Origin of the sequence: Nocardioides baculatus, assembly GCF_016735675.1 — a bacterium.
Classification (GTDB): domain Bacteria; phylum Actinomycetota; class Actinomycetes; order Propionibacteriales; family Nocardioidaceae; genus Nocardioides; species Nocardioides baculatus.
Genome location: NZ_JAERSG010000003.1, coordinates 1 through 14917 on the forward strand (window position 1 = coordinate 1; position 14917 = coordinate 14917).

Sequence of the window (14917 nt, forward strand, 5' to 3'; positions counted from 1 at the left end):
AGTTACGGCGGCCATAGCGAAACGGGAAACACCCGGTCCCATACCGAACCCGGAAGTTAAGCCTTTCAGCGCCGATGGTACTGCAACCGAGAGGTTGTGGGAGAGTAGGACGCCGCCGGACAAGCATTGTGGAAGTGGGGTCACCTTCGGGTGGCCCCGCTTTCTGCATTTCGGACGTCCTTCCGGTTGTTGTCGACGGGCCACGAGGCGTCCACAGGCGCACCTTGGTGGGCACTTTCCACAGCCCTCCTGTCGCGACCTCGGATGATGTCGGTCGCCGCCCGGAGAGTGGTCGCAGGAGGTGCACTGTGACCACTGCACAGAAGAACAAGCCGAGCGACACCACCGAGTCGGGCGACATCGAGGTCGCGACCAACGACGTACGACTCGTGGGTCGGCTGACCGCCGAGCCGGCGGTCGTGGAGCTGCCGAGCGGGGACACGCTCATCACGTTCCGGATCTCGGTGCCACGGGCCTCACCGACGCGAGCGGCATCGTCCGCGCCGGGGAAGGGGCAGCGCGTCGACTCGGTGCCGTGCACGGCCTGGACCCCTCGGCTGCGCCGGAGCATCCTGGCGTGGCGTCCGGGCGACCTGGTGGAGGTGTCCGGCGCCGTCCGGTGCCGTTTCTACCAGGCCGGCGGGGCGACGAGGTCGCGCGTCGAGGTCGAGGCCGCTGCGGCGAGGATCATCCGTCGGTCATCGGCCGCATGAGCGCGCCGAGGCTCGGCTTCGGCTGGAAGGACGTCGCCTTCTCCGGCAGGAGCCCTCCCGACTCGACGAGGGCGCGGACCTGCTCGAAGTCCGGACTCGGCAGCAGGACCGCCGGCGAGGACGCACTCGTGGCCGCCAGCGCGTCCTCGACGTTGTGGTGGTGCTCGATCCGCATCAGGGGGGTGCCGAGCCGAGGCAGCACGCGCTCGTGCAACCACGACACCGCAGCGGCACGGTCGAGGTTGACCGGGCTCACGGTGTGCCACGACTGGCCGTCGGTCAGCACGAGATGGGTGCTGTCGAGCGCGCTCAGCGCCCGCCGCCTGCCGTGGGTCGTCACCTCGGCCCCGGCCTCGCGCGCGGCCTCGACCAGGGCGGCCAGCGTCGTACCGGGCAGGGTGCGATGGATCGCCCCGAGGAACAGGGGAGTGTCGACCTGGTCGACCAGCATCGCCAGACCCGCGTCCCACGCCGTGCCCGGGTGCTCCTGCTGGAGGCGGAGATATGCCGCATACCGGTGGTGGCCGTCGGCGATGAGGCACCGGGTCTCGCTCAGCAGGGTGCCGATCCGGGCGAGGGCCTCGGGGTCGCGGACCGCCCAGATGCGCTGGCGCTGGCCGCTGCGATCGAGGTAGCGCCAGTCGGGGCGCCCACGGGTGACGTCGGCGAGCACGTCGCGCAGCTCCGGTTCGCCGTGGTGCACGAGCAGGATCGGAGCCGGGTTGAGGTCCATCTGGTGCATCCGGTCGGCGAGCTCGCCGGCCTGCTCGGGATGGATCTCCTCGTGGGGCCAGACGGCGCGGTCGGCGCGCGAGGACGTACGCCGCGACATCCCGAGCGCGCCGACGAGGCCACGCACGGTGAGCCCGGCCGCGGTGTACTCGTGGACGTAGAGAGCGGGAGCGGTGTCGGCGACGGCGCGTCCCTGCGCGATCCACGTCGTCAATCGGGCCGCGACGTCGCGGTAGGGTCGCGCGAGCGCTCGCGCGGATGCCGGGTCGCCGACGTGGTTCGGAGCAAGCATGAGCGCGCGGAACGGCAGCAGCTCGAGGGGCTTCGCGACGTACGGCGGCACGTCGGTGGCGAAGTCCATCGGAGCATCGTAGGGGGACGCTCATCACGATCCGGAGAAGGGGTGGAGCATGCTCGAGGAGTCAGCGACTCCGATCATGGAGGCGCACGACCTGGTGATGTTCGACCTGGACGGTGTGGTCTACGTCGGCGACACCGCCATCGAGGGAGCCGCAGGGCACATCGACCGTCTCCGCGCCACCGGGACCCACGTCGCGTTCGTCACCAACAACGCCTCGCGGCCTCCCGCCAAGGTGGCCGAGAAGCTCGGCAAGGTCGGGGTGGCCGCGTCGGCCGAGGACGTCGTGACGTCCGCCCAGGCGGCGGCCCGGGTGCTGTCCGACGCGCACGGTGCCGGGGCGAAGATCCTGCTGCTCGGCGGCGAGGGCCTGCGCGTGGCGCTCGTCGAGGCCGGGCTCGAGCCGGTCGAGGACCCGGAGGGCGCGGTTGCCGTGGTGAGCGGCTACGGGCCGGACGTGCGGTGGCGCGACATCATGCGGGTCTCGACGCTGGTGCGCGACGGCCTTCCCTATGTCGCCAGCAACACCGACATGACCATCCCGACGCCCTACGGCCTCGCACCCGGCCACGGCGTGCTCGTGCGGACCATCTCGGACTTCGCCGGGATCGAGCCGACGGTGGCCGGCAAGCCGGAGAAGCCGCTGATGGAGGAGACCGTCCGACGCGTCGGCGGGGACCGGCCGCTCATGGTCGGCGACCGGCTCGACACCGACATCGAGGGCGCGCACGCCATCGACGTGCCGTCGCTGCTGGTCCTGACCGGTGTGAGCTGGCTCGAGGACCTCGTCGCGGCGACGCCGGAGCTGCGTCCGACCTACATCTCGCCGACGCTCGAGGGGCTCTTCGAGCCGCACCCGGCTCCTCGCCGGACGGACGACGGCGAGGTCGAGCTGGGCGGGTGGACGGCGAGGGTCGACGACGGTCGGTTGGCGGTCAGCGGCGCGGGCGGCGACGCCGACTGGTGGCGGGTGGTCGCGACCGCCGGCTGGCTCCATCTCGACGCGTCCGGGACCCCCGTCGACCTCGGCGACACGACGCCGCCCGGGCCCGCCCGACGGCTCGGTGCCGAGTAGGGTCGTGACCATGGAGCGGGACAGCGAGAGGGACCCCGACAGCACGGCGGACGACGGCTCGACCGGCGTCGCTGAGGTCGACCAGGTCCTGGCCGACGTCGCGGCCGTGTCCGGCACGCCGGTGGCGGGCCACGTCGCGGTGTTCGAGCGGGCGCACGAGCAGCTCCGTCGCGCCCTCGACGCCCAGCCGGAGCCTGGCCAGCAGCAGGGCGCCTGACCCGGCCGTGCCACCTCGACGACTTCGACTCGACCAGGAGCTCGTCCGGCGCGGACTCGCCCGATCGCGCGAGCACGCGAGCGAGCTGGTCGCCGCCGGACGCGTGACGGTGTCGGGCGCGCCCGCGACCAAGCCCGCCACGGGGGTGACCACGGACGTGGCGATCGTCGTACGTGACGACCCGACGTCGGTGGACTACGTGTCGCGGGGCGGTCACAAGCTCGCGGGTGCCCTGGCGGCGTTCGCCGCCCACGGCGTGAGCGTCGAGGGCAAGCGCTGCCTCGATGCCGGCGCCTCGACCGGCGGCTTCACCGACGTCCTGCTCCGGGCCGGCGCCCGGCAGGTCGTCGCCGTCGACGTCGGCTACGGCCAGCTCGCGTGGTCGCTGCAGAGCGACGACCGGGTCGAGGTCCACGACCGCACCAACATCCGCGAGCTCACCCTCGACATCGTCGGCGAGCCCGTCGACCTGGTGGTCGGCGACCTTTCCTTCATCTCGTTGGCGCTGGTGCTCGACCCGCTGTTGTCGGTGACCCGCGAGGACGGCCAGCTGGCACTCATGGTGAAGCCGCAGTTCGAGGTGGGCAAGGACCGGGTCGGCAAGGGCGGAGTGGTGCGCGACCTCGCGCTGCGCGCCGAGGCCGTCACGACCATCGCCGACCTGGCCGCCGCCCGCGGGTGGGGCGCGGTGGCCGTCACCGTCAGCCCGCTGCCCGGGCCCTCGGGCAACGTCGAGTTCTTCCTGCTCCTGCGGCGCGGCGCGGCGGCCATCGACGCCGACGACATCCGTGCCGAGGTGGAGAGGGCGGCCCCACTGGGGGTGCCGTCTGAGAGGGTGGATCCGTGACCAGCCAACCGTCCGGACGCCGCGTGCTGGTGCTTGCCCACACCGGCCGGGCCGAGGTGCGCGAGGTGGCCCGCGAGTGCGTGCAGCGGCTCACCGCGCACGGCATCGCCGTACGCCTGCTGGCCGACGAGGCGGCCGATCTCGGGCTCGCGGGTCCGGGCACCGGCGGACTGGTCGAGACGACGCAGCCCGACGACATGCCGGGGGAGGGCTGCGAGCTGGTGCTCGTCATCGGCGGCGACGGCTCGATCCTGCGCGCGGCCGAGCTGACCCACGAGACGAGCACCCCGCTGCTCGGCGTGAACCTCGGGCACGTCGGCTTCCTCGCCGAGGCCGAGCAGGACGACGTGGAGTCGACGATCACGGCGATCGTGAACCGCGCCTACACCGCCGAGGACCGGCTGACGCTCGGCGTGCAGGTGCTGGTGGGCAAGGAGGTCCTGTTCACGACCTTCGCCCTCAACGAGGCCAGCGTCGAGAAGGCCGCCCGCGAGCGGATGCTCGAGGTCGTCGTCGAGGTCGACGGACGACCGCTGTCGCGGTGGGGCTGCGACGGCGTCGTGTGCGCCACCCCCACCGGTTCGACGGCCTACAACTTCAGCGCCGGGGGACCGGTGGTGTGGCCCGAGGTCGAGGCCCTGCTCATCGTGCCGCTGAGCGCACACGCGCTCTTCGCGAGACCGATGGTGGTCGCTCCGACGTCGGTGCTCGCCATCGAGGTGCTCGCGAGCAGCACCAACAGCTCCGGCGTGCTGTGGTGCGACGGCCGACGTTCGGTCGATCTGCCTCCCGGCGCCCGCATCGAGGTGCGCCGGGGCGAGCGTCCGGTGCGCCTCGTGCGCCTGCACCAGGCGCCGTTCACGGACCGGCTCGTGGCGAAGTTCGGCCTGCCCGTCGAGGGATGGCGCGGCGCCGCCGAGCGCCGCCGCCGCGACCACGGCGACAACGGTGATGCGGATGCTTGAGGAGCTGCGGATCAGCCAGCTCGGCGTGATCGACTCCTCGACCCTGGAGCTCGGCCCCGGGCTGACGGTGATCACGGGTGAGACCGGCGCCGGCAAGACGATGGTCGTCACCGCCCTCGGCCTGCTGCTCGGCGGCCGCGCCGACTCCGGTGCCGTCCGTACGGGCGCCAAGCAGGCGCGCGTCGAGGGCGTGGTGTCCGCTGCTGCGCTCGACACGTTCCGCGACGCCGTGGAGGACGCCGGCGGCGTGGTGGAGGACGACCAGGTCGTGCTCGCCCGCAACGTCGCCGCCCACGGGCGCTCGCGCGCATGGGTCGGCGGTGCGTCGGTCCCCGTGACGACGCTCGCCGACCTGGCCGAACCGCTCGTCGCGGTCCACGGCCAGTCCGACCAGCACCGGCTGCTCCGTGCCGGTGCCCAGCGTGCGTCCCTCGACCGGTTCGGTGGCGACGCGCTCGCCGCCACCGCGACGTCGTACGCATCCCGGTGGGCGGAGCTGGCAGCGACCGAGCGCACGCTCGCCGAGGTGCTCGGCTCCGCGCGCGAGCGGGCACGCGAGGCCGACCAGCTCCGGTTCGGTCTCGGCGAGGTCGAGGCGATCGATCCCAAGCCGGGGGAGGACGTCGAGCTCGCCGCGGAGGAGACCCGGCTCGGGTTCGCCGACACGCTGCGCACCGCGGCGGAGACCGCGCGCGAGGCGCTCTCCAGCGAGGAGGGCTCGCCGGATGCCCTGGGCCTCAGCAGCGCGGCGCGGCAGGCCCTCGACGGCGTCCGCGAGCACGACGCGACGGCGGGCGAGCTCGCCGACCGGATCGCCGAGGTCGGCCACCTCCTCGTCGACGTGGCCGGCGACGTGGCGTCCTACGCCTCAAGCCTGGAGACCGACCCGGCACGCCTGGCCAACGTCTCCGAGCGGCGGGCGGCACTGACGGCGCTCACCAGGAAGTACGGCGAGACCATCGACGAGGTGCTCGCCTGGGCCGAGGACGGCGCCAAGCGCCTGCTCGACCTCGAGGACGCCGACGGCCAGGTCGGCGAGCTCGAGGCGCGGCGCGACCGCCTGCGCGACGAGCTCGGCACCCTCGCCTCGACGCTCACCGCCCAGCGCACGGAGGCCGCCACCCGGCTCGGCACGGCGGTCAGTGACGAGCTGACGTCGCTCGCCATGCCGCACGCCACCGTGACCGTCGCGCTCACCCAGAACCCGACCCCCACGCCCGCGGTCCCCGCCGGCCCCCAGCTGCTGGTCGACGGCCGCTGGCTGCGAGCCACCTCGCACGGTGTCGACGACGTCGAGTTCCTGCTGGCGGCCAACACCGGCGCCGATGCGCGTCCGCTGCACAAGGGCGCGTCCGGCGGCGAGCTGTCGCGCGTCATGCTCGCGCTCGAGGTGTCGCTCGCCGAGACCGGCTCCGTGCCGACCTTCGTCTTCGACGAGGTGGACGCGGGGGTGGGTGGCAAGGCGGCCATCGAGGTCGGCCGCCGGCTCGCCGCGCTCGCACGCACCTCGCAGGTCCTGGTCGTCACCCACCTGCCACAGGTGGCGGCCTATGCCGACCGTCACGTGGTCGTCCACAAGTCGAGCGACGGATCGGTCACGACGTCCGGGCTGGTCACCCTCGACGACGCCGAGCGGGAGCGCGAGCTGTCCCGGATGCTCGCCGGCGTCGACGACTCCGACAGCGCCCGCGCGCACGCCCGGGAGCTCCTCGCGACCGCCGCGCCCGAGCGGGCGTGCCTCCCCGAAGGGCACCCGACCGGCTGACACCATGGCGCGGTCATGAAGTTCGCAGTCCGCTCCCGTCCAGCTCCCTCCCTCCCAGGTGTCCACGGCCCCGCCCGGCTCCACCGGCGTACGGCCAGCCTGCTCGGCCGGCTCCAGCCCGGCGATGTCGCCGTGGTCGACCACCTCGACATGGACCGTGACACGGCGCAGGCGCTGATCGACGCGGGTGTCGCAGCCGTCGTCAACGCGAGCCCGATGATCTCCGGCCGCTATCCCAACCTCGGCCCCGAGCTGCTGGTGCAGGCAGGCGTGACCGTGGTCGACGCTGCCGGCCCCGAGGTGTTCGACCGGGTCAAGGACGGCACCGACCTCCGCATCGACGCGGGCGTCGTGCACGAGGGCGACAGCCTGGTCGTGGCCGCACGCGAGGTCACCCCCGACGTCGTACGCCGTGAGATGGGGGAGGCCCGCAGCGGGCTCACCGCCCAGCTCGAGAGCTTCACGCACAACACGACCGAGTTCCTGCGGCGCGAGCAGGACCTGCTGCTGCACGGCCACGGCATCCCGGAGACCGCCACCGAGATGGCGGGCCGCCCCGTCGTGGTGGTCGTCCGGTCGCACGGCTGGGAGGACGAGCTGCGCGGGATCCGCGCGTTCGTCCGGGAACAACGGCCGGTGCTGATCGGCGTCGACCGTGGCGCGGACGCCCTCGTCGCGGCCGGGCACCGGCCCGACGTGGTCGTGCTGACGAGCGGGAGCGACGACCTCCCGGCCGCGGCCGTGCTGCGCAAGGCTCGCGACGTCGTCGTGCTCGTCGAGCACGGAACACCCCGCAGCGCGGTGGAGCACCTCGAGCGGCTCAGCATCCGCCCGCTCCGGTTCGAGACCACCGCCACCACCGAGGACGCAGCGCTGCTGCTCGCTTCGACGCACGACGCGTCGCTCATCGTCGGGGTCGGCCTGCACGCGACCCTCGCCGAGTTCCTCGACCGGCGACGCACCGGGCTCGCCAGCACGTTCCTGACCCGGCTCAAGGTGGGGCCCGACCTCGTCGACGCCTCGGCGCTGCCGCGGCTCTACGACGGCGCGGTCCGCCCGCGCCACCTGCTCGGTGCCCTGCTCGCCGGGGTGATCGCCGTCGGCGCGGCGATCAGCGTGACGCCCGTCGGCCAGCAGTGGGTCGACGAGCTCTCGCCCGGCATCACCAGCACCACCACCGACCTGATCGACGACGTTCGAGGACTCCTCCCGTGATCACCCTGCGTCACCACCTCCTGACCATCGTCGCCGTGTTCCTGGCCCTGGCGGCGGGCATCGTCCTCGGCGGCGGGCCGCTGTCCGACGTCGGCCCGGCGGTCACGGCCGCCGGCATCGACAAGGGGCGCGCCGAGACGCCCTCCGCGAGCAGCGCGAAGGGCGACTTCGACGAGAAGTGGGTCGCCGCCCTCACCGGGCCGATCCTCGGTGGTCGGCTCACCGACCGCTCGGTCGTGCTGGTCACCGTCCCGGGTGCCGACGAGCAGGTCGTCACCGATCTCGCGAGCCAGGTGGAGGCCGCCGGCGGCGCCGTCACGGCGCGCTACGCGCTGGGCGCCGACCTCGTCGACCCGGCGCAGAAGTCGCTGGTCGACACGCTCGGCAGCCAGCTGCTCACCCAGCAGGCCAAGGGCGTCGTGCCGGCCGAGGCGTCGACGTACGACCGGATCGGCCAGCTGATCGGGCTGGCCGTGGCGAGCAAGGAGGCCGACGGCGAGGACGTCACGCGCAGGACGCGGGCGATCGCCGACTCCATCAGCGGCGCCGGCCTGATGGAGCTGCCGTCCGAGGTCGACCGACGGGCTCCGCTGGTGCTGCTGGTGCTGGGCGACGACGCCGACGACGAGGGATCCGACGCGATCCTGGCAGGACTGGTCGACGGACTCGCGTCGCAGGCGACGGGCGTGGTGGTGGCCGGCACGCTCGCCGACGGCGGCAGCGGACAGCTGGGACGGCTGCGCGCCACACCGACCGCTGCGCGTGTCGCGACGGTCGACGGGGTCGACGCCCTGGCCGGTCGGGCGGCCGCCGTGATGGCCCTGGGACGCTCGTTGACGACGCCCGGCGGATCATTCGGTGCGTCGGGTACCGACGGTGCCGTCCCTCTCGGGTAGGATCGAAGCCCGTGAAGAACCCCACGCCGACCAAGCACGTATTCGTGACCGGAGGCGTCGCCTCCTCTCTCGGCAAGGGGCTCACCGCCTCCAGCCTGGGCAACCTGCTCAAGGCGCGCGGGCTGCGCGTCACGATGCAGAAGCTCGACCCCTACCTCAACGTGGATCCGGGCACGATGAACCCGTTCCAGCACGGTGAGGTCTTCGTGACCAACGACGGGGCGGAGACCGACCTCGACATCGGCCACTACGAGCGGTTCCTGGACACCGACCTCAACCAGATCGCCAACGTGACGACCGGGCAGGTCTACTCGACGGTGATCGCCAAGGAGCGCCGCGGCGACTACCTCGGCGACACGGTGCAGGTCATCCCGCACATCACCAACGAGATCAAGGACCGGATCCTCGCGATGGGCGGGCCGGAGATCGACGTGGTGATCACCGAGGTCGGCGGCACGGTCGGCGACATCGAGTCGCTGCCGTTCCTCGAGGCGGCGCGCCAGACGCGCCACCAGATCGGCCGCGACAACTGCTTCTTCATCCACGTCTCGCTGGTGCCCTACATCGGCCCGTCGGGTGAGCTGAAGACCAAGCCGACCCAGCACTCCGTGGCCGCGCTGCGCTCGATCGGCATCCAGCCCGACGCGATCGTGTGCCGCGCCGACCGGGAGCTGCCGGAGGGGATCAAGCGCAAGATCGCGCTGATGTGCGACGTCGACGACGAGGCCGTGGTCACCGCGGCCGACGCCCCGTCGATCTACGACATCCCCAAGGTGCTGCACCGCGAGGGCCTCGACGCCTACGTCGTACGCCGTCTCGACCTGCCGTTCCGTGACGTCGACTGGACCACCTGGGACGACCTGCTCCGCCGGGTGCACCACCCGTCCGAGGAGGTCACCGTCGCACTGGTCGGCAAGTACATCGACCTCCCCGACGCCTACCTGTCCGTCAGCGAGGCGCTCCGGGCCGGCGGCTTCGCGCACGAGGCCAAGGTCAACATCCGCTGGGTCGCCTCCGACGAGTGCGAGACGGAGGCGGGCGCAGCGAAGCACCTGGCCGACGTCGACGCCGTGCTGGTGCCGGGCGGCTTCGGCGTGCGCGGCATCGAGGGCAAGCTCGGTGCGCTGCGCTACACCCGCACCCACGGGATCCCGACCCTCGGGCTGTGCCTCGGCCTCCAGTGCATGGTCATCGAGTACGCCCGCAACGTCGCCGGGCTCGGGAAGGCCGGGTCGACCGAGTTCGACCCCGACACGGTCGAGCCCGTCATCTCCACGATCGAGGAGCAGAAGAAGTTCGTCGAGGGTGCCGGTGACCTCGGCGGCACCATGCGCCTGGGCCTGCAGAAGGCGACCCTGGCGGAGGGCAGCGTCGTGCGGACGGCGTACGGCTCCGAGGTGGTCGAGGAGCGCCACCGGCACCGCTACGAGTTCAACGACGCCTACCGCGAGACACTGTCGGAGGCCGGCCTGGTCTTCTCGGGGATCAACCCCGAGCTGGGGCTGGTCGAGTTCGTCGAGCTGCCGGCCGACGTGCACCCCTACTACGTCGCCACCCAGGCCCACCCCGAGCTGCGCTCGCGCCCGACGCGCCCGCACCCGCTCTTCTCGGGCCTCGTCGGTGCGGCGATCGAGCGGCAGCGCTCCGAGCGCTTCCCGATCGACGAGACCGGGCTGCGCCGCAAGGACGAGTCCGAGGACTGACCAGCGCGAGGAAGCGCCCGGTCACGGCCTCTCAGCGCGAGGAAGCGCCCGGTCACCGCCTCTCAGCGCGAGGAAGCGCCCGGTCACCGCCTCTCAGCGCGAGGAAGCGCGTGGTCAGAGCTCGCGGGCCTCGAGGATCCGGCGGAGCACGAACGAGTTCGCGCCGAGCTGGTTGCGGGCGTACGAGCTGAGGCTGGTGTCCTCGACGGCCCGCTCGGCCGCGGCGAGGAACGACGCGTCGCCGGCGCCGAGGGGGTACATCGCGCGGATGGTGAGGCCCTGGTTGAGCAGGCCGCCCTTGAGCGTGTGCAGCTCCTCGAGGTAGCGGTGGGTGAACGGCGCGAGCAGCTCGGCCTGTCCGGGGCGCCAGAAGGTCGAGCCGAGGACGAGCGTCTCGCGGCTCGCCGGCACGGAGTAGTCGACGAAGAACGCGCGCCAGACCTCCTCCTTGGCCTCGACATCGGGGCGGGCGGCGAGGACCGCGAGGCGGCGCATGCCGGCGTCGGGGTCGGGGTCGGACTCGAGGAGCCGGCGGACCGCGTCGTCGTCGTAGTGGCCGAGCTCGGAGCGCCGCGTGGCCATCCGCCAGGCGAGGTCGAGGTCGGTGGCCTGCTCGGCAGCGGCCTCCAGCACCTTCCAGTGCTGGTCGGTCGAGGCGGACGCTGCCAGCGTGCGCAGCGCGGCCTGGCGGGCGTCGGGCAGCTCGACGAGCCCGACGACCGCGTCGGCGAGGCCGCGCAGCAGGTCGGGGGACTCGGCGGCGGGCGCCCAGCGGTCGGCGACCTGGAGGGCCTGGCCGAGGAACGGCTCGATGAGGGCCGGGCTGGTCTCGGTCGCCAGCGCGCGGGTGAGCGCCGCCGCGACGTCACGGGGCGCGACGTGCCCGAGCAGCAGGAGCTGGCCGGCGGTGGCGGCGACGAGCGCCCGGTCGAGCGGGTCGGTGAGCTGGTCGATGCGGGTGAGCATCGCCTCGAGCGACGTGGCGTCGGGCCGGACCGCGGCGAACGTGTAGTCGCCGGCGTTGACCAGGCGCAGGTCACCGGCGGGGAGCTCGACGGGTGTGCGCGACCCGGTGACCTCGTGGGAGGAACGACCCACGGCGACCAGGTCGTCGCCCGAGGTGTCGAAGACCGCGACGTCGAGGTGGTGCAGTCGGGGGTCGCCGCCGCTGGTGGTCTCGACGACCAGCTCGTCGCCGTCGATCGAGATCACGTCGGTGCCCGCCTCGTCGAGCCAGGCCTGCGTCCATGCCGACAGGTCGCGGCCGCTCGCGCGTGAGTAGCAGTCCATCAGGTCGTCGAGCCGGGTGTTGGAGAAGGCGTAGCGGCTGAAGTAGTCGCGCAGGCCCTCGACGAAGGCCGGCTCGCCGATGTAGGCGACGAGCTGGTGGAGCACGCTCTGGCCCTTGACGTAGGTGATCGCGTCGAAGTTGGCCATCGCGGAGGAGACGTCGGCGACGTCACTGCGGATCGGGTGGCGCGACGGGCTCATGTCCATCTCGTAGGCCGTCCGCTTCGAGGCGGCGAGGAACGTGGCCCACTGGTCGGTGAACTCCGAGGCTCCCGCCATGCCCCAGTTGGCCGCCCACGAGGCGAACGCCTCGTTGAGCCAGAGGTCGTCCCACCACTGCATCGTGACGAGGTCGCCGAACCACATGTGCGCCATCTCGTGGAAGATGAACTCGGCGCGGACGCCGCGCTGCGCGTGGGTCGGGGGAGTGCGGAAGAGCTGGCCGTCGCCGTAGGTCACGCAGCCCCAGTTCTCCATGGCCCCGCCGAGGTTGGGCACGAAGACCTGGTCGTAGCGCGACTGCGGGAACGGGTAGCCGAACTGCTCGCCGAAGAAGGCGAGACCCTGGCGGGTGAGGGTGACCAGCTCGTCGAGGTCACGCTCGAGGATCGGCACGAGCGACTGGCGGCAGTAGAAGCCGAGGTCGTAGCCGTCGTGCTGACGGCGCACCTCGTGGAAGGGGCCGGCGTTGACCACGACGACGTACGTCGACAGGCGCGGGGTGTCGGGATAGGTCCAGATCTTCGCGTCGTCACCCTCGACGTCCACGATCGACTCGGGAGCCCCGTTGGACGTCACGATCCACGACGACGGGGCGGTCACCACGAAGCGGTGCGGCGCCTTGAGGTCGGGCTGGTCGAAGCAGGCCCACACGCGGCGGGCCTCGTCGGGCTCGAGGCTGGTCCAGACGTAGACGAGCTTGTCGGTGGGGTCGACCGTGCGGAGGATGCCCTCGCCGGTCCCGGTGTTGGTCGTGCTGGCCTCGACGACCAGGACGTTGTCGGCCGCGAGCGCGGGGAGCGGCAACCGGCCGTCCTCGGCCTGCGAGACGTCGATGTCCTCGCCGTTGAGCGTGGCACGGGCGACGTCCATCGCGACGTCCACGAACGTGGTCGCGCCGGGCTCGCTGCACGTGAACGTGATGGTGCTGACGGAGGAGAAGACCTCTCCCTCGAGCAGCCCGGTCATGTCGGCCGCGATGTCGTAGCGCTGGACCTCGAGGAGGGCCGATCGGGCCGCTGCTTCGGTCTGGGTGAGGGTCGAAAGACTCATGCGGCCGACCCTATGCACTGTGTCCACCCGCGCTAGCGTGCGGGGCATGGCCACCCCTCGCGGAGACGACCCTGCTGACGACCTCGCCGACCGGCCGATGTCGTGGCCCGTCGTCTCGACCCACGACCTGCACCGCGACGACTGGGTGGTCGCGCTCCGCGAGGACGTGATCACGCGCCCCGGCCACTCCGAGCAGTTCAGCCGGATCAGCCTCGAGCACCCGGGTGCGGTCGTCGTGCTGGCGGTCGACGACGACGAGCAGGTGATGTGCCTGCGGCAGTACCGCCACACGAGCGGTCACGAGTTCGTGGAGCTGCCCGCCGGCCTGAAGGACGCCGGTGACGAGCCACCGGTCGAGACCGCGAAGCGCGAGCTGCGCGAGGAGGTCGAGCTCGAGGCGTCGGACTGGCGGCTGCTGCTGAGCACCTTCGGCAGCGCCGGCATCAGCGACGAGGTGCACGACATCTTCCTGGCGCGCGGGCTGTCGCACGCGCCCCGCGGCGACTTCGAGATGCGCCACGAGGAAGCCGAGATGGAGCACTTCTGGGTGCCGATGTCCGACCTCCTCGACGCGGTGCTCGAGCGCCGGGTCCGACAGGGTCCGCTGGCCCAGGCCGTGCTGGCGTACGCCGTGCTCAAGGAGCGGGGCACCCTCGACGGTGCCTAGCGCCCGCCGGGAGTAGTGTCGCTCCCGCTGTGAGGCGAGCCACACCCGTGGCCCCTCTCCGATTCCATAGGAGCAAAGGCATGAAGGTCGGCGTACCCAAGGAAGTCAAGAACCGCGAGTACCGCGTGGCCCTGACCCCCATCGGCGTGCACGAGCTGGTCCAGCACGGCCACGAGGTGGTCATCCAGAAGACCGCGGGCGAGGGCTCGCAGATCCCCGACGAGGAGTACGTCGCCGCGGGCGCCACGATGCTCGACACGGCCGACGACGTGTGGGGCACCGCGGACATGATCCTTAAGGTCAAGGAGCCGGTCGCCGAGGAGTACCACCGGATGCGGGAGGGCCAGACCCTCTTCACCTACCTCCACCTCGCCGCCGACAAGCCGCTGACCGAGGAGCTGATGGCGCGCAAGGTCACCGGCATCGCCTACGAGACCGTCCAGCTGCCCTCCGGCGGCCTGCCGCTGCTCTACCCGATGTCGGAGGTCGCCGGCTGCCTGGCGCCCCAGGTCGGTGCCTACTCCCTCATGAAGGCCAACGGCGGCCGCGGCGTCCTGATGGGCGGTGTCGGCGGCGTGGCCAACGCCAAGGTCGTCATCATCGGCGCCGGCGTCTCGGGCCAGAACGCCGCCAACATCGCGCTCGGCATGGGTGCCGACGTGACACTGCTCGACACCGACCTCGACAAGCTCCGGATGTCGTTCTGGCGCTACAACAACCGCGTCCACGGCCTCGCATCTTCCAAGCTCGCGATCGAGCAGCAGGTGATGGAGGCCGACATGGTGATCGGCGCCGTGCTGATCCCCGGTGCGGCCGCGCCCAAGCTGGTCACCAACGACCTGGTCTCGCGGATGAAGCCCGGCTCGGTGCTCGTCGACATCGCGATCGACCAGGGCGGCTGCTTCGAGGACTCGCACGCCACCACGCACGACGACCCGACCTACCAGGTCCACGACTCGGTGTTCTACTGCGTGGCCAACATGCCCGGCGCGGTGCCCAACACCTCGACGTACGCCCTCACCAACGCGACGCTGCCCTACGCGGTCGCGCTCGCCGACAAGGGCTGGCAGCAGGCGCTCCGCGACGACCCGAGCCTGGCGCTGGGCCTCAACACCCACGCCGGCCAGCTCACCAACGGTCCGGTCGGCGCCGCCGTCGGCATCGACGCGGTGGGGCTCGACAGCGTTCTCGCCTGAGAGTGC

Annotated in this window: 13 protein-coding genes and 1 rRNA gene; 12 read left to right on the forward strand and 2 right to left on the reverse strand. The window is 72.2% G+C overall.

The genetic code is table 11. The annotated features are described in order from the left end of the window. Positions 1-3 precede the first annotated feature (3 nt). Together rrf and JI751_RS21475 are read left to right on the forward strand one after the other, a co-directional pair. Positions 4-121 (forward strand): 5S ribosomal RNA (gene rrf / locus JI751_RS09725). Positions 122-308: 187 nt separating this feature from the next. Beyond that, entirely contained in the window at positions 309-713 is a 405-nt protein-coding gene (locus tag JI751_RS21475) for a single-stranded DNA-binding protein (RefSeq protein ID WP_307814060.1), read from the forward strand. Here JI751_RS21475 and JI751_RS09735 read toward each other — a convergent pair. Beyond that, positions 688-1806, reverse strand: coding sequence for a DUF1015 family protein (locus JI751_RS09735; protein ID WP_201935897.1), 1119 nt, complete (start codon positions 1804-1806; stop codon positions 688-690). The two genes, JI751_RS21475 and JI751_RS09735, sit on opposite strands and share 26 nt — an antisense overlap. A 49-nt stretch (positions 1807-1855) precedes the next feature. Here JI751_RS09735 and JI751_RS09740 point away from each other — a divergent pair, with 49 nt between their 5' ends. The 8 genes from JI751_RS09740 to pyrG are packed head-to-tail and all read left to right on the forward strand — an operon-like array spanning position 1856 to position 10486. Beyond that, positions 1856-2878: an HAD-IIA family hydrolase gene (locus tag JI751_RS09740; RefSeq protein ID WP_236666057.1), complete on the forward strand. Its 1023-nt coding sequence runs from the start codon at positions 1856-1858 to the stop codon at positions 2876-2878. A gap of 10 nt (positions 2879-2888) precedes the next feature. Beyond that, positions 2889-3095 (forward strand): hypothetical protein, encoded by a 207-nt coding sequence (locus JI751_RS09745; protein WP_201935899.1) that lies wholly within the window; start codon positions 2889-2891, stop codon positions 3093-3095. A 7-nt stretch (positions 3096-3102) separates the two neighbouring features. Then, positions 3103-3942, forward strand: coding sequence for a TlyA family RNA methyltransferase (locus JI751_RS09750; protein ID WP_201935901.1), 840 nt, complete (start codon positions 3103-3105; stop codon positions 3940-3942). After that, positions 3939-4907 (forward strand): NAD kinase, encoded by a 969-nt coding sequence (locus JI751_RS09755; RefSeq protein ID WP_201935902.1) that lies wholly within the window; start codon positions 3939-3941, stop codon positions 4905-4907. The genes JI751_RS09750 and JI751_RS09755 overlap by 4 nt, the downstream gene beginning before the upstream one ends. Next, positions 4900-6672: a DNA repair protein RecN gene (recN, locus tag JI751_RS09760; RefSeq protein WP_201935903.1), complete on the forward strand. Its 1773-nt coding sequence runs from the start codon at positions 4900-4902 to the stop codon at positions 6670-6672. Before JI751_RS09755 ends, recN begins: the two co-directional genes overlap by 8 nt. Positions 6673-6687: 15 nt before the next feature. After that, positions 6688-7887, forward strand: coding sequence for a putative cytokinetic ring protein SteA (gene steA, locus JI751_RS09765; RefSeq protein ID WP_201935904.1), 1200 nt, complete (start codon positions 6688-6690; stop codon positions 7885-7887). Next, a complete protein-coding gene (locus tag JI751_RS09770) occupies positions 7884-8783 on the forward strand; it encodes a copper transporter (RefSeq protein ID WP_201935905.1) in 900 nt (299 codons plus the stop codon). The genes steA and JI751_RS09770 overlap by 4 nt, the downstream gene beginning before the upstream one ends. A gap of 11 nt (positions 8784-8794) precedes the next feature. Then, entirely contained in the window at positions 8795-10486 is a 1692-nt protein-coding gene (pyrG, locus tag JI751_RS09775; RefSeq protein WP_201935906.1) for a CTP synthase, read from the forward strand. Positions 10487-10600: 114 nt separating this feature from the next. Here the strand turns inward: pyrG and pepN are convergent, their stop codons facing one another. Then, positions 10601-13048: an aminopeptidase N gene (pepN, locus tag JI751_RS09780; RefSeq protein ID WP_201935908.1), complete on the reverse strand. Its 2448-nt coding sequence runs from the start codon at positions 13046-13048 to the stop codon at positions 10601-10603. A gap of 46 nt (positions 13049-13094) precedes the next feature. On the opposite strand from pepN, the gene JI751_RS09785 reads away from it, so the two are divergent. Together JI751_RS09785 and ald are read left to right on the forward strand one after the other, a co-directional pair. Then, entirely contained in the window at positions 13095-13715 is a 621-nt protein-coding gene (locus JI751_RS09785; protein WP_201935910.1) for an NUDIX domain-containing protein, read from the forward strand. A gap of 80 nt (positions 13716-13795) precedes the next feature. Further along, positions 13796-14911, forward strand: coding sequence for an alanine dehydrogenase (ald, locus tag JI751_RS09790; RefSeq protein ID WP_201935912.1), 1116 nt, complete (start codon positions 13796-13798; stop codon positions 14909-14911). The last annotated feature ends 6 nt before the right edge of the window (positions 14912-14917 follow it).

Coding starts and splice junctions, on each gene's coding strand:
- JI751_RS09735 (WP_201935897.1), bottom strand. CDS start 1,806: ATGGACTTCGCCACCGACGTGCCGCCGTACGTCGCGAAGCCCCTCGAG.
- JI751_RS09740 (WP_236666057.1), top strand. CDS start 1,856: ATGCTCGAGGAGTCAGCGACTCCGATCATGGAGGCGCACGACCTGGTG.
- JI751_RS09745 (WP_201935899.1), top strand. CDS start 2,889: ATGGAGCGGGACAGCGAGAGGGACCCCGACAGCACGGCGGACGACGGC.
- recN (WP_201935903.1), top strand. CDS start 4,900: ATGCTTGAGGAGCTGCGGATCAGCCAGCTCGGCGTGATCGACTCCTCG.
- steA (WP_201935904.1), top strand. CDS start 6,688: ATGAAGTTCGCAGTCCGCTCCCGTCCAGCTCCCTCCCTCCCAGGTGTC.
- pepN (WP_201935908.1), bottom strand. CDS start 13,048: ATGAGTCTTTCGACCCTCACCCAGACCGAAGCAGCGGCCCGATCGGCC.
- JI751_RS09785 (WP_201935910.1), top strand. CDS start 13,095: ATGGCCACCCCTCGCGGAGACGACCCTGCTGACGACCTCGCCGACCGG.
- ald (WP_201935912.1), top strand. CDS start 13,796: ATGAAGGTCGGCGTACCCAAGGAAGTCAAGAACCGCGAGTACCGCGTG.